This is a genomic window from Lysinibacillus sp. NPDC094403, from assembly GCF_050278745.1.
GTDB lineage: Bacteria > Bacillota > Bacilli > Bacillales_A > Planococcaceae > Lysinibacillus.
On record NZ_JBNNTL010000001.1, the window covers coordinates 450,788 to 472,474 of the forward strand.

Annotated in this window: 17 protein-coding genes; 11 read left to right on the forward strand and 6 right to left on the reverse strand. The window is 36.6% G+C overall.

Annotation, left to right across the window (positions count from 1 at the left end; all coding sequences use genetic code 11):
• Positions 1-302 precede the first annotated feature (302 nt).
• The 5 genes from ACQKMV_RS01980 to ACQKMV_RS02000 all read left to right on the forward strand — a co-directional run bounded on the left by ACQKMV_RS01980 (position 303) and on the right by ACQKMV_RS02000 (position 6,571).
• Positions 303-1,904 carry an ATP-binding protein gene (locus ACQKMV_RS01980; protein WP_427502156.1) on the forward strand — a complete coding sequence of 534 codons (1,602 nt, stop codon included), beginning with the start codon at positions 303-305 and terminating at the stop codon, positions 1,902-1,904.
• The gene (locus ACQKMV_RS01985) at positions 1,905-2,609 is read left to right on the forward strand and encodes a response regulator (RefSeq protein ID WP_427502157.1); all 705 of its coding nucleotides are present in this window, start codon (positions 1,905-1,907) and stop codon (positions 2,607-2,609) included.
• Positions 2,610-2,937: 328 nt separating this feature from the next.
• Complete coding sequence (gene mprF / locus ACQKMV_RS01990; RefSeq protein ID WP_427502158.1) at positions 2,938-5,460, forward strand: bifunctional lysylphosphatidylglycerol flippase/synthetase MprF; 2,523 nt, start codon at positions 2,938-2,940, stop codon at positions 5,458-5,460.
• 107 nt (positions 5,461-5,567) lie between these two features.
• Entirely contained in the window at positions 5,568-5,693 is a 126-nt protein-coding gene (locus ACQKMV_RS01995) for a hypothetical protein (RefSeq protein ID WP_427502159.1), read from the forward strand.
• A gap of 380 nt (positions 5,694-6,073) precedes the next feature.
• Positions 6,074-6,571, forward strand: coding sequence for an N-acetyltransferase family protein (locus ACQKMV_RS02000; protein WP_427502160.1), 498 nt, complete (start codon positions 6,074-6,076; stop codon positions 6,569-6,571).
• A 108-nt stretch (positions 6,572-6,679) separates the two neighbouring features.
• Here the strand turns inward: ACQKMV_RS02000 and ACQKMV_RS02005 are convergent, their stop codons facing one another.
• Both ACQKMV_RS02005 and ACQKMV_RS02010 read right to left on the reverse strand, forming a co-directional pair.
• Positions 6,680-7,234: a GNAT family N-acetyltransferase gene (locus tag ACQKMV_RS02005; protein WP_427502161.1), complete on the reverse strand. Its 555-nt coding sequence runs from the start codon at positions 7,232-7,234 to the stop codon at positions 6,680-6,682.
• Positions 7,235-7,430: 196 nt separating this feature from the next.
• Positions 7,431-10,520 (reverse strand): efflux RND transporter permease subunit, encoded by a 3,090-nt coding sequence (locus tag ACQKMV_RS02010; protein WP_427502162.1) that lies wholly within the window; start codon positions 10,518-10,520, stop codon positions 7,431-7,433.
• 100 nt (positions 10,521-10,620) lie between these two features.
• On the opposite strand from ACQKMV_RS02010, the gene ACQKMV_RS02015 reads away from it, so the two are divergent.
• Positions 10,621-11,454, forward strand: coding sequence for a TetR/AcrR family transcriptional regulator (locus ACQKMV_RS02015; RefSeq protein ID WP_427502163.1), 834 nt, complete (start codon positions 10,621-10,623; stop codon positions 11,452-11,454).
• Positions 11,455-11,800: 346 nt separating this feature from the next.
• On the opposite strand, the gene rnjA is transcribed toward ACQKMV_RS02015, so the two are convergent.
• On the reverse strand, positions 11,801-13,468 hold the full coding sequence (gene rnjA, locus ACQKMV_RS02020) for a ribonuclease J1 (RefSeq protein WP_427502164.1): 1,668 nt from the start codon (positions 13,466-13,468) through the stop codon (positions 11,801-11,803).
• Positions 13,469-13,473: 5 nt separating this feature from the next.
• Positions 13,474-13,683 (reverse strand): DNA-dependent RNA polymerase subunit epsilon, encoded by a 210-nt coding sequence (locus tag ACQKMV_RS02025; protein WP_427502165.1) that lies wholly within the window; start codon positions 13,681-13,683, stop codon positions 13,474-13,476.
• A 663-nt stretch (positions 13,684-14,346) separates the two neighbouring features.
• Here ACQKMV_RS02025 and ACQKMV_RS02030 point away from each other — a divergent pair.
• A complete protein-coding gene (locus tag ACQKMV_RS02030) occupies positions 14,347-15,117 on the forward strand; it encodes a Cof-type HAD-IIB family hydrolase (RefSeq protein ID WP_427502166.1) in 771 nt (256 codons plus the stop codon).
• Positions 15,118-15,172: 55 nt separating this feature from the next.
• Here ACQKMV_RS02030 and ACQKMV_RS02035 read toward each other — a convergent pair whose 3' ends face one another.
• Entirely contained in the window at positions 15,173-15,433 is a 261-nt protein-coding gene (locus ACQKMV_RS02035) for a hypothetical protein (protein WP_427502167.1), read from the reverse strand.
• A 269-nt stretch (positions 15,434-15,702) separates the two neighbouring features.
• Positions 15,703-16,260 (reverse strand): peptide deformylase, encoded by a 558-nt coding sequence (gene def, locus ACQKMV_RS02040; RefSeq protein WP_427502168.1) that lies wholly within the window; start codon positions 16,258-16,260, stop codon positions 15,703-15,705.
• Between the two features lie 394 nt (positions 16,261-16,654).
• Between def and pdhA the strand changes: the two genes are divergently transcribed.
• From pdhA to lpdA, 4 genes are read left to right on the forward strand one after another with little or no spacing between them, the layout of a single operon-like run.
• Positions 16,655-17,770: a pyruvate dehydrogenase (acetyl-transferring) E1 component subunit alpha gene (pdhA, locus tag ACQKMV_RS02045; RefSeq protein WP_427502169.1), complete on the forward strand. Its 1,116-nt coding sequence runs from the start codon at positions 16,655-16,657 to the stop codon at positions 17,768-17,770.
• Positions 17,771-17,773: 3 nt separating this feature from the next.
• Positions 17,774-18,751 (forward strand): alpha-ketoacid dehydrogenase subunit beta, encoded by a 978-nt coding sequence (locus ACQKMV_RS02050; RefSeq protein ID WP_427502170.1) that lies wholly within the window; start codon positions 17,774-17,776, stop codon positions 18,749-18,751.
• Positions 18,752-18,798: 47 nt separating this feature from the next.
• Entirely contained in the window at positions 18,799-20,133 is a 1,335-nt protein-coding gene (locus tag ACQKMV_RS02055; protein ID WP_427502171.1) for a dihydrolipoamide acetyltransferase family protein, read from the forward strand.
• A 5-nt stretch (positions 20,134-20,138) separates the two neighbouring features.
• Entirely contained in the window at positions 20,139-21,554 is a 1,416-nt protein-coding gene (lpdA, locus tag ACQKMV_RS02060) for a dihydrolipoyl dehydrogenase (protein ID WP_427502172.1), read from the forward strand.
• Positions 21,555-21,687 lie beyond the last annotated feature (133 nt).

Here is a 21,687-nt window from a genome sequence, read left to right on the forward strand (position 1 = left end):
ATAAAACGTAGTGTTTTCAATATCTCAAGCTGTTATGATACTACCTGAATAATTTACTATTGTTATAATACAAAAATAATTAATGAAAGAAAATTTTGTTTTACGTCAATTTTTCGTAATATTGTTCATTAAGTTCATGACTTTCTCCTACTTATGTCAACTAAAAGTGTTGTCAAAAGATTTTTTTGAAGATAATCTTAAAAGCATATCATTGATAGAAGTGACATTCTTAGCATGAGTAAAATCAGTCCATTAAGCTTCTCTAATAGTAAAATGCAGATTTGGAAAGGAAGGAAATTTAAATGATAAAAATGCCTGTAAACGGCAAAATCCTGTTAGTGACATTTTTAATCATTGCATTCTCCTTTTTACTTGGTGGCATCTTTGTTCTTGGAAACCTCATAACTGAGCAAGAAAAGGAGTTTGGTCAGCGTGCCATGCTCGTTGCGCGGACTGTATCAAATGTGCCAGAAATCAGTATGCATTTGAAAAATGACAATATTAAAGAAGCGGCGAAAAATGTCAATAAAATTGTAGATGGAATTCGTGTTGTTAATAAAGCAGAGTATATTGTTGTAATGAATATGGATCGTATTAGGCTATCTCACCCGGTCAGTAAAGAAATAGGAAAACGTAGTGAATCACAGGATTTAAATGCTTCCTTTAGTGAGCATTATTATGTATCGAAGGTACAAGGGGAAGTGGGTGTAATGATTCGAGCTTTCGTCCCTATTATTGATGACAAAAAAGAACAAGTAGGCATAGTCGTTGTAGGGTATTCACTGCCAACTTTTATAGAAATGTTGCAAAATTATGAGCATGAAATTTTTATTACTATTCTTATATCGCTCTTTTTTAGTATTTGGGGGGCATATACACTTGGTCGACATATTAAAAAGCAGATGTTTGGGCTTGAGCCTCATGAGATTGCCAAGATGTATGTGGAACGAACAGAAACGTTCAATGCTATGCATGAAGGTATTATAGCGGTCGATAAAGGAATGAATATTACAATTTTTAATGAAAAAGCAGCTGATATATTAGGAGTTACTAGAAAGATAGAGGATTGTATCGGAGAAAAGATTTATGATGTTTTGCCTGACACACGATTGCCTGAAATTGTTGAAACGGCAACACCAGTATACGATCAAGAGCTCTACATCAATCATCATAGTATTTTGAGTAATCGTGTCCCAATTATTGTAAATGGCGAGTTAGTTGGAGCAGTTGCTATGTTTAAAGATTTAACAGCAGTGAAAAAGCTTGCGGAAGAGGTAACAGGTGTTAAAGCTTTTGTTCAAGCACTGCGTGTACAAACACATGAGCATAAAAATAAGCTTCATACTATTGCGGGACTTCTGCAATTGGGACATACAAAGCAAGCACTTGAATACGTTACAGCTACTACAGAAAATGAAGCTTCTTTAACGAAGTTTTTGAATGAACGCTTTCATAATGAAAATATTTCAGGATTATTGTTAAGTAAAGTTAGTTATGGCAAGGAATTAGGCATACAAGTAGAAATTGATCGAAAAAGTCATTTTAAACGCTTTCCTCCATTATTAGATCACCACGATTTTGTCGTCTTGTTAGGAAATTTAATTGAAAATGCCTTTGAAGCGCTAAATGTTCTTTCAAAGAATGATAAATATGTTGCGATTTCTGTAGATGAGCATGACGGTGTGCTAGCAATTGCTGTTTCTGATAATGGAATTGGGATGTCGGAAGAGGTGCAAGCTCGTATGTTTGAGAATGGATTTTCTACAAAGGCAAGTGAGAATCGTGGTATCGGCTTGCATTTAATACATGAAATCGTAAGAAAAGGTAATGGCGATATTGAGGTAATGAGTGAATTTATGAAAGGGACAAGTTTCTTAATCTTATTTGAGGTAGGGGAAGAGTAGATGGATGTAATTAATGTGTTATTAATTGAAGATGATCCAATGGTACGAGAAGTGAACAGGCAATTTATTGAGCAAATCAAAGGATTTTCATTGATAGGCTATGCTGGTAATGGGGTAGAAGGGGTAGAGAAGATTAAGCAATTAAACCCTGAACTTGTCTTTATGGATATTTTTATGCCTGAGCAGGATGGCATTATTACACTAGGAAAAATTCGTGAAGAACATATTCCAGTTGATGTTATTGCCGTAACTGCTGCGAATGATATGTCTACTGTGCAGAGAATATTACACCTAGGTGTCTATGATTATATTATGAAACCTTTTACGTTTGAACGAATTGAACAAACTTTAAAGAATTATCAAGCATATAGAAAGAAAATAAGTGGTATGCAAGATCTAACACAGCATGATGTGGATCGACTAATGCAACAACGTTTCCCTGAGCAAATAGTTGTTCCTCCAATCACTGAGACAATAATAATTGACGAGCTACCAAAGGGTTTTAACCGAGCGACATTAGACAAGGTACTTGCCTATATTCAAAAGAGTAACGAAGCCGTATCAGCGGAAGAAGTGTCCACGTACATTGGAACGGCTCGTGTAACAGCTCGACGTTACTTGGATTTTTTAGAAAAACAAAGTTTATTAAAGGTGGATATACAATATGGAAGTGTGGGACGTCCTATCCATCGATATTATATTTAAACCGAAAGAGTGTCTTAAAAACGGTTTAATACATCTTTTATATGGAAACCTTAGTAACTAAGGGGATATTCGAAACATCATTTGCTTTCTCACCAATGTGGATTAGATTTTGAGAATGAAATTTGTTTATTGATGAATACATTATGCAGTAAAATAGACTCAGTAGAGTGAATAATATATGCTTTATCCAGAGTGGCAAATTTACTTTGACGATACATATAGCAGAGAATCCGTTACAATAATGGTATGTTATTCTTCGGAGGATGTATTATGGAAATTAAAGATATAATTGATTTTAGAAAGCTAATGGGGAGTAGGTTTAACACACATGTTCAACGTTCAAAAAGAGTCGCTATTTAAATTTTTGAAAATTCTATTTCCAATAGCGCTTTTAGCAATAGCAATTTATGAAATTCTACAAACGATAAGTGGGATGGATGTTCAGTTACTTCGGAAAGAAGTGAATGAATTGCAGATATGGGAGCTCTTATTTATTCTTTTTATCACCTTCTGTGCCATTACACCGATGATTTTTTATGATGTTATTTTAGTGAAAATATTAGGAATCAAAATAAACAACCGTATTTTGCTGAATCATTCATTTATTGTGAATACCTTTTCAAATCTTATTGGCTTTGGTGGTTTAGTTGGTGTATTTCTGCGAAATTATTTCTATTCGAAATATAAAGAGGATAAGGAAGACTTGTTAAAAAGCATAGCCTCTGTAACACTCTTTTATTTAACGGGGATTTCACTGTTAGCTTGGATTATGTATTTATTCTTTTGGGACTTCCCATTGCTAAAAGAAGTACGATGGTTAAAGATAGCAGTTATTCTTGTCAGCTTATATGTTCCGATATTTATTGTGATGCTCATCATTCGCAATAAAAAGGCAGGTTCTATAAATCCCAAGATCTCTCTTCAATTGATAACAACTTCCGTAACTGAATGGGTTGCAGTCTTTTTTGTTATCTGGATATTAACTTTTATTTTAATGATCCCAATAGAATTATCCAATTTAATTCCCATATTTTTAATTGCTGCCTGTGCGGGAATTGTTAGTATGATACCTGGTGGAGTTGGCTCATTTGACCTTGTTTTTTTATGGGGGACTCAAAGTTTAGGAATCGCTGATGAGAAAGTGCTTTTTCTATTAATTTTATACCGGGTTGGCTATTTTGTGCTTCCATTTTTGGTTTCCGCTCTTTTATTTGTAAAAGAATATTGGAACCGTTGGAATGAATCGTGGGAAGACTTGCCAAATGTTATTTTTCAGAGGCTTAGTCACATGCTATTAACGATATTGGTATTTTTCTCCGGTATTGTATTATTACTATCGGCGTCGGTCCCGGGTATTTTAAGTCGACTAAAAATAGCTCAGGAATTTTTATCTTCGCCAATCATGCATGTCTCTCATCAAATGACTGTTGCAGCTGGCTTTATTCTCTTAGGGTTATGTAGAGGGATTAAATATAAAGTAAAAAGAGCATATCAGTTAAGTCTCATTGTACTAACTAGTTCTGCAGTATTTTCAATTTTTAAAGGCTTAGACTATGAAGAAGCTATTTTTTTACTGATTGTAGCAGGGCTGTTAATTGCCTCAAAAAAACAATTTTACCGTGAAAGTAACGTTTTGACATGGGGAATCGTTTTGATTGACCTTGCTGCAGTGACAATTATTACAGTGATGTATGTATTGATTGGTTATGTGAACTTACCTACTTCCAAAATTCATATTCCAGCCTCTCTGCAGGAATATATCATTACAGATTACCGAGACCTATTTTATAGTGCAGTAATAGGCATCCTAATAGCAATTGTCATTTTTTGTATAGGTTATTTTATCCGTGGACCTAAGAAAATGGAAAAGCTATTATCGAGGGAGCAAGAAGAGAGAATCAAAAATCATCTGATGTCCTATAAAGGGACGGAGTATTCACATTTAATTTTTTTACACGACAAATTTGTGCATTGGAATAAACAAGGTACAGTTTTATTTTCTTATCAAATATTTGCTGATAAAATCGTTGTACTGGGAGATCCAGTAGGAGATGAAGCTGATTTTTTATCTGCTATTCAGGAGTTTTTGGAAGTGGCTGATAAGCATGGTTATACTCCAGTCTTTTATGAAATTAACAATAAGATTTTTCCTTCTTTACATGAGAATGGGTATAGTTTTTTTAAGCTTGGCGAGGAAGCTTTTGTAGATTTAGATGAGTTTACACTTGCTGGTAAGGGAATGAAGGGGCGTCGAGCAGTAAAAAATAAATTTGAACGAGAAAATTTTACAGTTGAAATAGTAAGCCCTCCTTTCTCAAAGGAATTAATGAATGAATTGGAAGAAGTATCTACGAAATGGTTGCAGGGAAGGGCAGAAAAAGGCTTTTCTCTTGGCTTTTTTGATGAACATTATTTAAGCACTTCAAATATTGCCGTTTTACGCGGAACAGAGGGAGCTATTGGCTTTGCCAGTATCATGCCAATGTACGATAATGGCGAAGGAATCTCAGTAGATCTCATGCGTTTTAAACCGGGGGCACCATCTGGGACGATGGACTTCATTTTCCTATCGCTATTTGAATGGGCAAAAGCAGAAGGCTATCGTGTATTTAATATGGGGATGTCGCCATTGTCAAATGTCGGAAAGTCTAGGTATTCTTTTTTGAGTGAAAAAATTGCAGCACAAATATTTTTACATGGACAGCACTTCTATCATTTTAAAGGATTAAAAAACTTTAAATTAAAATATGCTGATTTTTGGGAGCCAAAGTATATAGCGTATCGAAAGAAATCTTCATTGCCATTTACAATGGCACAAGTCACGCTATTAATTGGCAAAAAGAGAAAATAGGTAGCATAATTAAACACATTGGTCACACAGCCAATACAAAAAAAGATGCATTGCAAAATTACTTTGCGATGCATCTTTTTTGATGGATTTTTATCGTAGGAAGAGCAGTGGACATCACTGATAAAGCATCGAAAAACATCGCTGATAAAAGGGCAGAAATCGCTGATAAAACCTTGAATATCGCTGATAAAAGAGCCGGAATCGCTGATAAAACATCGAATATCGCTGATTAAAGAGCTGGAATCGCTGATAAAACCTCAAACATCGCTGATAAAAGGGCAGAAATCGCTGATAAAACCTCAAACATCGCTGATAAAAGTGTTAGAATCGCTGATAAACAACAAGCAAAGCAGGGAGTTGTGAGAAATCAACGTTCCATTACACGATGAAATAAGATAAATGAAAAAATTGTAATTTTATATTTGATTTTCCATTAAAGCTTTGGAATAATAGAGAAAATTTTAGTTCAAATTTTAGTTTTAGAGGAGGGACGTTTACGAATTCCGATAAACTAACAGTAGGTGATGACTTACGGGTTATCGCACCTAGTCACAGTGCAACAATGAACACGCAAGACTTTTGTCACTAAATAGAAAGAAGGGAGTAAATAAAAATGTTAATAAGAGAGGCAATACGTGAAGATGCTGAACAGGTCATAGCTGTTATAAAAAATGCGGAAGAGTCTAATTTTATGTTATTTGGGCCGGGCGAACGAAAGTTAGAGACTGAGCAATTCACTAAATTTATCGAGAATATTCAAAATGATAGCCACTCAGCTTTATTTATAGCTGAAATTGAAAAGAGAGTAGTTGGTTATTTGATTGTTCAAGGTAATAATATGCCATCTAGAGTTTCACATCGAGCCTATATTGTCGTTGGCATACATAGTGATTTTAGGGGACAGAAAATTGGTACTGCGTTATTTAATCACCTTGCCGATTGGGCAAAGAAAAAGGGCATGCATCGCTTGGAACTAACAGTGATGGAGAATAACACTGCAGGCATAACATTATATAAAAAAATGGGGTTTGAAATTGAGGGGACAAAAAGACATTCCTTATATGTTGATGGGGAATACATGGATGAATATTACATGTCAAAATTATTGTAACATTAAGTAGAACCTTACTGAATTTTCAGTAAGGCTCATTTTTTGTTTGCTTTGAAAACACCCTTTGAGCAGGGGGGCGGAAAGCTTTTTGCTATGGTGGTGGTTTGATTAAAAATAATTATCATCTGTAATGGCATACATTTTCACATTTTGATGAATTCCCTTAACAAACATACTTTTTCGTAAAATCCCCTCATAAAGCATCCCTGATTTCTCCATTACTTTTTGAGATCCAATATTCTCCTCAAAGCATCGCGCTTGAATTCGCACTAATCCTAATTCGTTAAAGCCAAAGTCGATTAGTTTTTTTGCCGCTTCAGTCGTTATCCCTTTATTCCAATAAGCTTCAGAAAGAACATAACCAATCTCCGCAAATTTATGTGTCTCATTAATCGACACGAAGTCAATAGTGCCAATCAATTTTTGCTCATATTCAATACCCCAAAATAGATGTTTTCCTTGGCTATACCCATTTAAAATTAACTCAACAAACTCTTTTGTATCGTCTAAACTTTTATGGGGTTCCCAAGTTACATAGCGTGCTACATTTTCACTGGAAGCATAATTAAACATTGCCTCTAAATCATTTAATGAAATCGGCCTTAATGTTAATCTTGCTGTTTTTAAAACAGGTATTGTTTGTTTAAAAATGCTATCGCTCATAAAACTCCCCCTTCATTTGTGAAATTAATATAGTGTATTTAATTATAACAAGATTTGTAAATTGCCGTTAAGCTTTTTATTAGAGATTGAGAGGGGAAGTACCGGTTTAGTAGTTGTACAAATGACGACAATGCTTCCTCAAAACATAGAAAAAAGGGCGCTCCTACAAAGGAGAGCCCTTTTTTACATGTAATTATTAATTTTCTTCAATGTCTTTTCGGTTTTTCTTTAACATTTTAGATAGCATTTCATAAACGATTGGTACAACTACTAATGTTAATAATGTTGAAGATAGTAAACCACCGATTACGGTAATTGCTAAGTCTTTTGAAATTAGACCACTGCCACCATTACCAAGTGCCATTGGAATCATCGCACCGATTGTCGCTATGGCAGTCATTAGGATTGGACGTAAACGAGTTGCTCCAGCTTCTAAAATGGCCTCGCGCATAACAAGTCCGTCACGTTCCATGTGGATAATGCGGTCTACTAATACGATGGCGTTCGTTACAACGATACCGATCAGCATTAATAGTCCCATCATAACAGAAACAGAGATTGTTTGATTTGTGACGTACAAGCCGACAAATGCACCAATTACTGCGAATGGTAGTGAGAACAGAATAGCAAATGGTGCTAAACCTTCACCGAATGTTACTACTAGGATGAAGTAAACAATCGCGATAGCAGCTAACATAGCAATTCCGAGCTGTGTGAACGTTTCTTGCATGTCTGCAGCAACGCCTCCAACGCCAGTCGTTACACCTTTAGGTAAATCTAATTTATCGATTTCTTTATCAGCAGCTGAAGTTGCTTTTGAAATATCGTCACCGATAATCGTACCAGAAACTTTTGCGAAATATTCACCTTTTGAGCGAGATAATTTGTTTAATGTAGTGCCATCTTCTACTTTTACTAACTCGCCGATTGTCATTGTTGTGCCTAAAGCTGTATGGATTTTAGTAGCTAATACATCATCAATAGATTTAGCCGCAGCTTTTTCATCATGTTGTACAATAACATCAATATCTTCACCATCATATTTAACTGTTGTTAAAACTTCTGGTGATGTATTTTCATTTAAAGCCATTACAATTTGAGCAGTAGTTAATCCGTATTGTAGAACATTCTTTTGCTCTACTTTTAGGACATGTTCAACAAATGGATCTTCATTATCAGATTTAATTTCTTCTAAACCATCAACTTCTTTTAATGCACCTTCCACTTGTTTCACTGCTGTGCGAAGCTTATCTAAATCTTCACTATATAATGTATAACTTACTTCATTTGAAGATGCCGACATTGATGAGAAGTTTTGAGATTTCCATGTTCCTGATTGACCGATGTTAGTTACATAGTCTTCTACTTCTTTACGTGCTTCAGGGAAGTCCTTCATATCTGGATCGAAGATGAGGTACATCAAGGCACCACCAGCGCCGCCACCCATCATCATTGCCGAAGGATCAACATGTTTAGGATCATTGATAGAAACTTGTAAAATATTAACGTCTTTACGTTTCATTAATTCTTTTTCTACTTTTGCAACATTTGCTTCTGTATCTTTCATTAGCTCGCCTGTACCAGGAGTATACGATAAGTACATTACCTTTTCTTCTTGTGAGCCCATGAAACTGAAGCCAATAAGTGGTGTTAAAGCAAGAGAACCAACAAGCAATACAATCGCTATAACTGATGTAATGATTTTATGATTTAATGCTTTCGCTAATACACCTTTATACCAAAGAGCTAGTTTACCAACTTCTTTATGTTGACTTTCTTTTTTCTCACCATATATCTTTTTGCGGAATAGGAAGTGAGATAAAGCTGGAACTATTGTAATTGCCACTATTAATGAAGCACCTAGCGCAAATGACATTGTTAGCGCAAACGGCATGAATAATTCACCAACCATACCGCCTACAAAAATTAGTGGAGCGAATACTGCTATAGTTACTAATGTAGAAGAAAGGATTGGTTTGAACATTTCAATTGTCGCTTCACGAATAAGGGCACGACCTGATAGTTTTTCATCTTTTAAATGGATACGTCGATAAATATTTTCTACAACTACAATGGAGTCATCGATTACACGACCAATCGCCACGGTTATCGCGCCGAGAGTCATAATATTTAAGGTGATATCCATCCAGTTTAATAGTAGTAATGCCATGAATACTGAAACTGGGATAGAAATAATCGAAATAATTGTTGATTTGAAGTCACGTAAGAATAGTAAAATAATTAATACGGCAATGGCACCACCGAATACTGCTTTTTCAATCATTGTGTAGACTGAATCTTCAATCGGTTTACCTTGGTCAAGTGAGATATCCACTTTTAGGCCGTCTAATGATTTTTCTTCGTCTTTCATTAAATCCTTCACTGCATTTACGACTGTTACCGTATTTGCATCTTGAGCTTTAACGATTTGAATCGCAATCGCATCTTTGCCGTTTGTGCGTGATACGGATTGTACTTTACCTTCTACTTCAATTTTTGCAATATCGCCTAAGCGAACGAATGGTGAAGGATTTGTAGCTGAAGGTGTAACAGGGATCAATAAGTCTTTTAACTCATCGATAGATTTAACTTTACCATCTACTGAAACTGCCTGTTCACCTACAGTAAATTGATATAAACCAAGTGAAAGTGACATATCACTTGCTTGAATCATTTGCTTGACAGAATCCTCTGTTAAGCCAAGAGCAGCCATTTTTGCTTTATCATATTTAAATGATACTTCATTAATGTGCTGACCATTGATCGTTGCTGAAGCAACGCCATCAATTTTTTCGATTTTAGGAAGTAGAATGTTTTCTACTGTTGACGTTAATCCAACAATATCTTCCTTAGAGCTACTTACCGATAAAGCGACAACAGGCATCATATTCATGCTAATTGCCATAACTGTCGGCTTTTGAGCACCTTCAGGTAATTTTATACCTTCTAAAGCGGACTCTAATTGGCGCTTTTTCTCATCCATATCAATTCCGTAGTCATATTCAACTTGAACTTGTGCTACGTTTGAAGAGGATGATGAGTAAACTGCCTTAACATCTTCTAAGCTTTCTATGGACTTTTCAAATGGTATGGAAAGCTCGTTCATAACCTGTTCTGGTGTTGCACCAGGATAGACACCCATTACAATTAAATATGGTACAGAAATGTCAGGTATGGATTCCATTTTCATTCTTGTACCTGAATAAATACCAGAGACAGTGATGATAATTGTTAGTAACCACACTGCCAATTTGTTTTTCAATACGAAATTAACTAAACCTTTCACCGTTACACCTGCCCTTTTATTGACTAACTAGATTTCGTTATTTATAATAATGACTAATCGGTCATTTGTCAATGAAATACATTAGGAGAGAATTAAAAGTATGTTAAAAAAGCAACTTATTATGGAGAAAGCGTTGGAGCTGTTCTCGGAACAAGGCTTCGAAGCTACATCTGTACAGCAGATTACAGAACGATGTGGAATTTCAAAAGGCGCATTTTATTTATCTTTCAAAACAAAAGACGAGCTTCTAATTTCTATGGTAGAGTATTATCTACAACAGTTTGTTACTGACGTTGACCAAGTAGTCAGAAGTTCACTTAGTAAAGATATCATTTTGGTTGAATTTTACAAAAGTATTTTTCAAGCATTTAAAAATCATGCTGCATCTGCCCGTGTGTTTTTTAATGAGAAAGTACTTCTTACCAAAAAAGAATTGTTTCAGAAAATAATCGCCTATGATGCCGAGATGTCTAAGTCAATCATCTATATGCTTGAGCAGTTATATCAGGATGAACTTCACGAGACAAAATACGACGTTATGTATTGCATTAAAGGATTTATGAAAAGTTATTCAGAACTTTTTATTTTTTCCGATATACCACTCGATTTAGATCAATTGGCTAAATCTCTAGCCGAAAAGACGGAAATTATTGCACAGCATACAACGATTCCATTTATAACCGAAGAGCTCGTTCGATTAACAGCGGAACCATGCAATGAAGAAGTTTCACAGGAATCTATACTAGAATTAATCGAACAACATTTAGATGGCTTTGAAGAGTCTATAGAACGCGAGTCTCTTGAATTATTAAAATTTCAAGTCGAAAGCCCAACTTATAGCAAACCGATTTTAAAAGGTCTGATTGAAAACATACGCTTGAAGCCGGATTATAGTTGGGTTGCTTATGTAATAGCTAAATACTTTAATATTTAGGCATATGGACAGGATTGCTCACTCTAAAGGGTGACAATCCTATTTTATTGAGATTAAAAAATGGTTGTTAGAAAAATTGTAGTGTTAGTGGCAATTATGTAATAGTCTAGGTGATTAGAATTGATTGCGGTGCTTCTAATAGAGATACAATAGGAACATGCAAGCAGCCGTTCTTCCAAAAACGGTATCTTATTGAATGTGTTATTCTAATTCATATCGAAAATAATAGTCGTTGGAGTAATTTTTAAAGTTGTTATATTACCTATACGAAAAAAAGAGTAAAGAGGTTTCGAAAAAATGAAAATAAAAAAACTACGCATTTTTGCGTAGTTTTTTATAATCGAGGTTAAACCTCCATAATAATCGGTAAAATCATAGGTCGACGTTTTGTTTTTTCAAATAAATATGGTCCTAACACGTCAGTAATTTCATTTTTCAGCTCAGTCCATTGAGGAGTTTTGCTTTGAATTGACTCGTTCAGGTGACGATTTAGCATTTTTTGTGCTTCATTAATCATCGTACCTGACTCACGCATATAAACAAAGCCTCGTGAAATAATGTCTGGGCCGGAAACAATTTTTTGATTTTCCATATCCACACTTACAACAACAATAACTAAACCTTCTTCAGAAAGAATGCGTCGATCACGTAGTACGATATTGCCGATATCTCCAATACCATTGCCGTCAATATAAACGTCTCCTGAAGGGATACGACCTGCTACATGTGCTTCATTGGCACTTAATGCTAGCACGTCACCATTCTCCATAACGAATGTATTTTCAAGTGGAACATCACAATCTTCTGCTAGATGAGTATGCATTTTTAACATACGGAATTCACCGTGAATCGGCATAAAGAATTTAGGTTTCATTAAGCGCAACATCAATTTTTGTTCTTCCTGTGAACCGTGACCAGAAGTATGGATATTATTAAGTGCACCATGAATAACTTCTGCACCTGCACGGAAAAGTAAGTTGATGATCTTGTTTACACTTACCGTATTCCCTGGTACTGGTGAAGAAGAAAAGATAACTGTGTCACCAGGCTGAATTTGGATTTGACGATGTGTGCCATTTGCAATACGAGAAAGGGCCGCCATCGGTTCACCTTGAGAGCCTGTACATAATATCATTACCTCATTGGCAGGAAGACGATTAATGCTTTGGGCATCAATAAATGTATCCTTAGGTGCATTAATATAGCCTAGTTCACGACCAATTGTAATGGCATTATCCATTGAACGGCCGAAGACAGCAATTTTTCGTCCGTATTTTATTGCAGCATCTGTTGCTTGTTGTAAACGGTGAATGTTGGATGCGAAAGTTGCAAAAATTATACGACTATCAACCTTACGGAAAATTTCATCGATACTTTTTCCAACTGTACGCTCTGACATTGTAAAGTTCGGTTTTTCTGCATTTGTACTATCTGAAAGTAAGCACAGTACTCCATCACGGCCGATTTCAGCCATTTTTGTTAAGTTTGCTGGCTCGCCTACAGGGGTAAAGTCAAATTTAAAGTCACCTGTATGCACGATGTTACCAGGTGGTGTTTTTACAACAATTCCGTAAGCATCTGGAATACTATGTGTTGTTCTAAAGAAGCTGACAGACGTTTTTCTAAACTTAATAACATCCTCTTCTTTAATTTCGATTAGTTTTGTCGTACGTAGCAAGCCGTGCTCATCTAACTTATTGCGTAATAAGCCAAGTGCAAGCTTACCACCATAGACAGGGACATTTACTTGACGTAATAAGTAGGGAATACCACCAATATGGTCTTCATGTCCATGTGTAACAAATAGACCTTTAATCTTGTCGACGTTGCGTACTAAATACGTATAATCCGGAATAACATAGTCAATGCCGAGTAAGTCGTCTTCAGGGAATTTAATGCCGGCATCAATTAAAATGATTTCATCTTGAAATTGAACGCCGTAAGTGTTTTTGCCGATTTCGCCCAGTCCGCCGAGCGCGAAAACAGCTGCTTGGTCATTTTTAACAAACTTCATGTTTGTTAAATTTCCTCCAAGACAAAGTTCGGACTTGCTTGTTCGTAATCTAAATAGTTACCTTCAAGCAGTTGAATGAACTCGATGTTGTAGTTTCGGTCTTTTAGCTTTTCACGTACTTCGCGGTCTGAAGCAGCTTCAAGGTATAGACTTTTAGTATTTTCGCGAACTGGAATTTCATTTGCACTTTCTTGATAATAAACTTTGTAAATCATAGTTTGCTCTCCTTTTGTTGCGTACAATTTTATTGCACCTTTGACTAATACCACGCACGTACTACAAGAAAAAACAGCAAATTTCTAGTATGCTAAGGACGAAATTAGACGTTTGAAGTTCTTGTATCTCAGTGCTTCAAAATGGCACTGCTTATCTTCAATCAGCAAATGTCACGATTTTGAGATGAATAAATATAGATGTTATTCTAACTGTGTCCTTGTGACAGTCTGAAAGCGATGTGGCACGAATAACGACTAGCCGACCTGCATCGGCAAAAACGTCACATCCTGTGGCTTTACCGAAATGACCAAAATCTTATCGGCCCTCGTGCAGGCCATTTGCACATATCAAAATTCAGACGAAAATTACAACAAGGTGTAATTGAATAAAGCAATGAGACAGTGGTTGCACATAGCCAAATAAATGCATTTCCTTTATATTATCACGCAGTTACTCTAAAATAAAGAAAAGCCCTTCAAATAATGAAGGGCAAATGTTAGGCAATTGATTTTTTTCCGAGTATGCCGCGAAGTTGCTTCAACAATTTCCGTTTGAGTTTCTTCAGCATGGCACATCACTCCTTAGGATCATTATAATGAAAAATTATGCCTCTGTAAAGTAATTGACCTTTGCAAATTATACATATTGAAGGGGACTATAAGATGAAGAAAATATTATTTTTTGATGTAGATGGTACACTTTATAATAGTGAGAAAATATTACCTGCTTCTGCGAAAGAAGCACTTTTTGAAGCTCGTCGAAATGGCTATGAGCTAGCAATTGCAACTGGACGTGCACCTTTCATGATTCAATCCTTACTAGAGGAGCTAGATATTAATACGTATGTGACATTTAATGGGCAATATGTTGTTTATAAAGGTGAGGTTGTCTATACAAATGGTATTGAAAAAGACGAGCTAGCTAAGATAATAGCCTTTGCTGAAGCACGAAATGAACAAGTAGTATTTTTAGATGACGAGCGAATGATTGCATCAGGTGGAAATAATGCTAGGCTGGCAGAAAGTTTAAATACATTAAAATACCCATATCCAGAGATAGACGCAACTTATTATATGCAGAACAGTGTCTATCAAACACTTATATTTATGGAAGAAAAAGATGAACCTTTGTATTGCGAAACATTTCCAAACGTACAATTTGTACGCTGGCATCGCTATTCTTGTGACATTTTACCAAAGGGTGGCTCAAAGGCTGCTGGCATTGAAAAGTTGCTTGAAAGAATGGGACTTACTTTAGAAGATGCCATTGCTTTTGGAGATGGTATGAACGATATTGAAATGTTACAGGCTGTTGGGACTGGCGTGGCGATGGGAAATGGGCATGAGAGAGTAAAGGCTGTTGCTACCCATATTGCTGAGCATGTTGATGAGGACGGTCTTGCTAAAATCATGCGCCGATTAAATATCATTTAAGAAGCTAAAAAAGCAACTAGTTGTAAGAATTGACTACAACTAGTTGCTTTTGTGTTTATTCAGCGTATTTGATGTTTACTATTTTCAGCTGTACACCTTTATCGGTAAAATGATTGATCGTGTCTTTAGAGAGTGTGGAATCTGTGATAATCATATCTACCTCATTTACTGGACAAACTTGGATAGCGACATCTTTGTTAAATTTTGAAAAGTCTGCTGCTACATATACAGTTTGAGAAATATTTATAATTTGTTTTTCGTGTGATAGCCTCTTCGATATTGAAATCTGAATTTCCTTTTTCCAGTGATACCCCACTTAAGAAGAGTAGCAATTTACTGTCGCGAAAACAGAGCGAATATATAAAGAAATAGGTGCACATTATACGATTCAAACGATGAAAGAGCTGCCTGTACTGTTGGAAAAAAATAATGAACGTTTACAACGTGGAATAGTATTGGCATAAAAATAATGGGGATTTTTAAGTTAGACTGATCGAAAGTTGATAGAAAATCACAATAAGGACGAAAAAAAAGTAGACCCCGCAATTAAAAATAACTGCGGGGGTTGGCTTTCTTTATGTGCTCCTAATCGCGATCATATGGTGTAGAATCTGGAATTTCCGCAAATGGATTTTTTTCATTGATGCGATCGTAAAACATAATGCCGTTAAGGTGGTCTAATTCGTGTTGGAAGGCTATAGCAGGCATTCCTTTAAGTCGCATTTTTTTCTCTTCACCGTCAACAGTTTTAAATTTAACTGTAACACGAGCATGACGTGGTACATAGCCTGGAACATTGCGATCTACAGAAAGACAGCCCTCACCCGTTGCTAGGTATGTGTTTTCTACAGAGTGGCTAACAATTTTTGGGTTGATAGCTACAAAACTTAATTGTTCGCCATGTTCATCTGTTAAATGAAGAGCAAACATTCGGTGTAGGCTATTTACTTGATTGGCAGCTAAACCAATGCCGCCGCGTAAATTATATTTATCAGCAATTTCAGGATCTTGGCTGTTTATTAAATATTGAAGCATGTCTTCTGCAAGCTGTCTTACTTCATCAGTTAAAGGGAATTTAACCTCCTCAGCTTTTGTGCGTAAAGTCGGATGACCTTCGCGAATAATATCATCCATTAAAATCATATGTGAATCTTCCTTTCAACTTTGTAGTGCTTACTTATAAGTATACATCACGTATTAAAACAATCACATGAAAAAAGACCTTATTTGAATATATTTAAAAAATTTTTCTAAAGCTATTAGATTGTTTGGAACTGGGGCATTCTACTATTGGTAATCATGTAAGGAAACCTGATAATTGTGTACTTTTAAAATGTTGTTATAATACAGTCCTTGTTAATATGTAGTACAGTATAAAACAGAGTTGTTCAAACGTTATTTTAGAAAAAATCTTTGTTTGTACGCGTAATATATGATTGACCGACAGTATTTTATTAAGTATACTGAGTGCAAAGAATAAGTTGTACTAGTTGGAAAGGTGATTTATTTTAATACAGTTGAAAGGGAGATGTGACAAATGAGCAAGAAAAACAATAATATTTTTGATGCTAAACAAACGCTAACTGAAATCGAAGATAAGTTTGAACTGTTTCAAATTTTGAATGAAGAAGGCGAAATTATAAATGATGAGGCAGACCCAAAACTTTCTGATGAGGAACTAAATGAGCTAATGACTCGTATGGTTTATACACGTATTTTAGACCAACGTTCTATCTCTCTTAACCGTCAAGGTCGATTAGGCTTCTATGCACCAACGGCTGGGCAAGAAGCTTCACAACTTGCTTCACAATTTGCTTTAGAAAAAGAAGATTGGATATTACCAGGTTACCGTGATGTACCACAAATCGTATGGCATGGTTTACCTTTAGAAAAAGCGTTTTTATTCTCACGTGGTCATTTTATGGGGAACCAAATTCCTGAGGGTGTAAACGTATTAGCACCTCAAATCATTATTGGTGCACAGTATATTCAAGCGGCAGGTGTAGCGCTTGGTATTCAAAAACGTGGTAAAAAGGCTGTGGCAGTAACATATACAGGTGATGGTGGTTCTTCACAAGGGGATTTCTATGAAGGCATTAACTTTGCAGGTGCGTTTAAATCACCGGCAATCTTCATTGTACAAAATAACCAATATGCAATTTCAACACCTCGTGAATTACAAACAGCTGCGAAAACAATTGCTCAAAAAGGTGTAGCTGCAGGTTTACCAAGTATTTTAGTGGACGGAATGGATCCGCTAGCAGTTTACGTAGCAACACGTGATGCACGTGAGCGCGCAGTTAATGGCGAAGGTCCAACTTTAATTGAAACACTATGCTATCGCTATGGTCCTCATACAATGGCAGGGGATGACCCAACGCGTTACCGTACATCTGATACAGATAGTGAATGGGCACTAAAAGACCCTCTTGTACGCTTCCGTAAATATCTTGAGGCAAAAGGTCTGTGGGATGAGCAAAAAGAAGAGGCTGTTATTGAGCGTGCAAAAGAAGAAATTAAAGAGGCGATCAAAAAAGCAGATGCTGCTCCAAAACAAAAAGTAACAGAGTTAATGGAAAACATGTATAAAGGCGAAATGCCATCAAATTTAAAAGAACAGTATGAAATCTACAAAGAGAAGGAGTCGAAATAACCTATGGCACAAATGACGATGATTCAAGCAATTACAGATGCACTTCGCACAGAATTAAAGAACGATGAAAACGTTCTTGTATTCGGGGAAGATGTGGGTGTCAACGGTGGGGTATTCCGCGCAACTGAAGGCCTACAAAAAGAATTCGGTGTTGATCGCGTATTTGATACACCATTAGCAGAATCAGGTATTGGTGGCTTAGCAATCGGACTTTCTCTACAAGGTTTCCGTCCAGTTCCTGAAATACAGTTCTTCGGATTTGTTTATGAAGTAATGGATTCAATTAGTGGTCAATTAGCACGTATGAGCTATCGTAGCGGTGGTGTCTATAATGCACCAGTAACAATCCGTTCACCATTTGGTGGGGGTGTGCATACACCTGAAATGCACTCTGATAGCTTAGAGAGCTTAATGACAGCACAGCCAGGTTTAACGGTTGTTGTCCCATCAACACCATACGATGCTAAAGGCTTATTGATTTCATCTATTCGAAATGATAACCCAGTCATTTTCTTAGAGCATTTAAAATTATATCGTTCATTCCGTGAAGAGGTACCTGAGGAAGCATACGAAATTCCACTAGGTAAAGCGGATGTAAAACGTGAAGGTAAAGATCTAACAATTATTGCCTATGGTTTAATGGTTCACGAAAGCTTAAAGGCTGCAGAAGAGCTAGAAAAAGAAGGCCACTCTGTAGAAGTTATTGATTTACGTACAATTCAACCAATTGATATTGAAACAATTATTGCATCAGTTGAAAAAACAGGCCGTGCAATCGTTGTACAAGAAGCCCAAAAACAAGCAGGTATTGCTGCAAATGTTGTGGCTGAGATTACAGAGCGTGCGATTTTAAGCTTAGAAGCACCTGTACTTCGTGTGGCTGCACCAGATACTGTGTACCCATTCCCACAAGCTGAAGGTGTTTGGTTACCAAACTATAAAGATGTAATGGCAACAGCGAAAAAAGTTTTAACATTCTAATGTAGTTTCTATACTTGAAGCAACAGTAAATAGGAAGGATGGGTACAATGGCATTTGAATTCAGATTACCGGATATTGGCGAGGGCATTCACGAAGGAGAAATCGTGAAATGGTTCGTTAAAGCTGGGGATACAGTAAAAGAAGACGATATTCTTTGTGAAGTACAAAATGACAAAGCAGTGGTAGAAATTCCTTCTCCGGTTGAAGGAACAGTAGAGGAAGTTTTAGTAGGAGAAGGCACAGTAGCGGTTGTGGGAGATGTCTTAATCCGCTTTGATGCACCTGGCTATGAAGACTTAAAGCTAAAAGGTGATGACCATGCTGAAGCGAAAACAGAGGCTCAAGTTCAAGCGACAGCTGAGTTTGGTAAGGAAGTAGCGAAGGCACCTGTTGAAGATGAGCAAGCTCCAGAGAAAACTCCTGAAAAGACTGAGGCTGTAGCTACAGATAATAAGCGTATCATTGCAATGCCTTCAGTTCGTAAATTTGCACGAGACAATGATGTTAATATTCGTGAAGTTAAAGGTACAGGCAAAAACGGTCGTATTTTAAAACAAGATATTGAGAATTTCCTAAAAGGTGGAGGTGCTGTAGAGGCTGAAGTAGCACCAGTGGCTAATGAAGAAGTTGCTCAGCAAGAAACAACTGCACAAGCAGCACCAGTAGTCCTTGAAGGTGAATTCCCAGAAACACGTGAGAAAATGTCTGGCATTCGAAAAGCGATTGCAAAAGCGATGGTTCACTCGAAACAAACAGCTCCACATGTTACACTAATGGATGAAGTCGATGTAACAGCGCTGGTAGCACATCGCAAAAAATTCAAAGATATCGCTGCTGAAAAGGGTGTCAAATTAACGTACTTACCATACGTAGTTAAAGCGCTTATTTCAACTTTACGTGAGTTCCCAGAATTTAACCGCTCATTAGATGATGCAACACAAGAAATTATTCAGAAGCATTATTACAATATTGGTATTGCAGCGGATACAGAAAAAGGCTTACTAGTACCAGTTATTAAGCACGCGGATCGTAAATCTGTTTTTGCAGTATCAAACGAAATTAATGAATTAGCTACTAAAGCACGTGAAGGCAAGCTTGCACCACATGAAATGAAGGGTGCTTCGATGTCAATTACGAATATCGGCTCTGCAGGAGGACAATGGTTTACACCAGTAATTAATCATCCTGAAGTAGCGATTTTAGGTATTGGTCGAATTTCAGAAAAACCTGTAATAAAAAATGGTGAAATTGTAGCCGCACCTGTGTTAGCATTATCATTGAGCTTTGATCATCGTATGATTGATGGAGCCACTGCGCAAAATGCTTTAAATCACTTAAAGCGTTTGTTAAGTGAACCAGAATTATTATTAATGGAGGCGTAACAAAAATGGTAGTAGGAGATTTTCCAATCGAAACAGATACTCTTGTCATTGGTTCAGGTCCTGGAGGATATGTAGCAGCAATCCGTGCAGCTCAAACTGGCCAAAAAGTAACAATCGTTGAAAAAAATGTACTTGGTGGTGTGTGCTTAAACGTAGGCTGTATCCCATCAAAAGCATTAATTTCAGTAGGTCACCGTTTTGAGCATGCTAAACATTCAGATGACATGGGTATCATCGCTTCTGACGTGAAATTAGACTTCTCAAAAGCACAAGCATTTAAAGACAGCGTTGTTAAAAAATTAACTGGCGGTGTTGAAGGCTTACTTAAAGGTAATAAAGTTGAAATTGTACAAGGTGAAGCTTATTTCGTTGATGCTCATTCAGTGCGTATCATCAATGGAGAATCTGCTCAAACTTACACATTTAACAATGTAATTATCGCAACAGGTTCTCGCCCAGTTGAAATTCCAACCTTTAAATTCTCTGAGCGCGTACTAAATTCTACTGGCGCACTTTCTTTACAAGAAGTACCAGGTAAATTAGTAGTTATCGGTGGCGGTTATATTGGTACAGAGTTAGGTTCAGCTTATGCTAATCTTGGCTCACAAGTAACAATTATCGAAGGTGGAAAAGATATCTTAGCTGGCTTCGAAAAACAAATGACACAAATCGTGAAAAAAGGCCTTAAAAAGAAAGGCGTTGAAATGGAAGTAAACGCATCTGCAAAAGGCGTTGAAGAAACAGAAAACGGCGTAGTAGTAACTTATGAAGTTGGCGGAGAAGAGAAAAAAGTTGAAGCTGACTATGTATTAGTGACTGTAGGTCGTCGTCCAAATACAGATGAAATGGGCCTTGCTGAAATCGGTGTTGAATTCGGTGAACGTGGTCTAATCAATGTTGACAAACAATGTCGTACAAATATTCCAAACATCTATGCAATTGGTGATATTGTAGCAGGTCCTCAGCTTGCTCATAAAGCATCTTACGAAGGTAAAGTTGCTGCTGAAGCAATCGCTGGTGAAAAATCAATCGTTGATTATTTAGCTATTCCTGCTGTATGCTTCACAGATCCAGAAATGGCAACAGTTGGTTATAACGAAGACGAAGCAAAAGCTGAAGGCATCGAATACACTGCAGCGAAATTCCCATTCGCAGCAAATGGTCGTGCACTTGCATTAAACCAAACAGAAGGTTTCGTAAAGCTTGTTGCGCGTAAAGAAGATGGCTTATTAATCGGTGCTCAAATCGTAGGTGCTGGTGCATCTGATATGATCGCTGAAATGGGCTTAGCAATTGAAGGCGGCATGACTGCTGAAGATATCGCATTAACAATCCATGCTCACCCAACTTTAGGTGAAATTACAATGGAAGCTGCTGAAGTATTACTTGGCAACCCAATCCATATTGTAGCTAAAAAATAATAAAGTTTATGAAAACGGCTATAAAGCATTTGCTTTGTAGCCGTTTTTTGTATATTACTTGTAATTTTGATAAAGTAATTATATCGAATGAATATTCGAAAAATATAATTCGGTTAGGAATCTATTAAATGCC

Excerpts from the sequence above, each read along its gene's own strand:
- ACQKMV_RS01980 (WP_427502156.1), top strand. The coding sequence starts at position 303 with ATGATAAAAATGCCTGTAAACGGCAAAATCCTGTTAGTGACATTTTTA.
- ACQKMV_RS01985 (WP_427502157.1), top strand. The coding sequence starts at position 1,905 with ATGGATGTAATTAATGTGTTATTAATTGAAGATGATCCAATGGTACGA.
- mprF (WP_427502158.1), top strand. The coding sequence starts at position 2,938 with ATGTTCAACGTTCAAAAAGAGTCGCTATTTAAATTTTTGAAAATTCTA.
- ACQKMV_RS02000 (WP_427502160.1), top strand. The coding sequence starts at position 6,074 with ATGTTAATAAGAGAGGCAATACGTGAAGATGCTGAACAGGTCATAGCT.
- ACQKMV_RS02005 (WP_427502161.1), bottom strand. The coding sequence starts at position 7,234 with ATGAGCGATAGCATTTTTAAACAAACAATACCTGTTTTAAAAACAGCA.
- ACQKMV_RS02015 (WP_427502163.1), top strand. The coding sequence starts at position 10,621 with ATGTTAAAAAAGCAACTTATTATGGAGAAAGCGTTGGAGCTGTTCTCG.
- rnjA (WP_427502164.1), bottom strand. The coding sequence starts at position 13,468 with ATGAAGTTTGTTAAAAATGACCAAGCAGCTGTTTTCGCGCTCGGCGGA.
- ACQKMV_RS02025 (WP_427502165.1), bottom strand. The coding sequence starts at position 13,683 with ATGATTTACAAAGTTTATTATCAAGAAAGTGCAAATGAAATTCCAGTT.
- ACQKMV_RS02030 (WP_427502166.1), top strand. The coding sequence starts at position 14,347 with ATGAAGAAAATATTATTTTTTGATGTAGATGGTACACTTTATAATAGT.
- def (WP_427502168.1), bottom strand. The coding sequence starts at position 16,260 with ATGATTTTAATGGATGATATTATTCGCGAAGGTCATCCGACTTTACGC.
- pdhA (WP_427502169.1), top strand. The coding sequence starts at position 16,655 with ATGAGCAAGAAAAACAATAATATTTTTGATGCTAAACAAACGCTAACT.
- ACQKMV_RS02050 (WP_427502170.1), top strand. The coding sequence starts at position 17,774 with ATGGCACAAATGACGATGATTCAAGCAATTACAGATGCACTTCGCACA.
- ACQKMV_RS02055 (WP_427502171.1), top strand. The coding sequence starts at position 18,799 with ATGGCATTTGAATTCAGATTACCGGATATTGGCGAGGGCATTCACGAA.
- lpdA (WP_427502172.1), top strand. The coding sequence starts at position 20,139 with ATGGTAGTAGGAGATTTTCCAATCGAAACAGATACTCTTGTCATTGGT.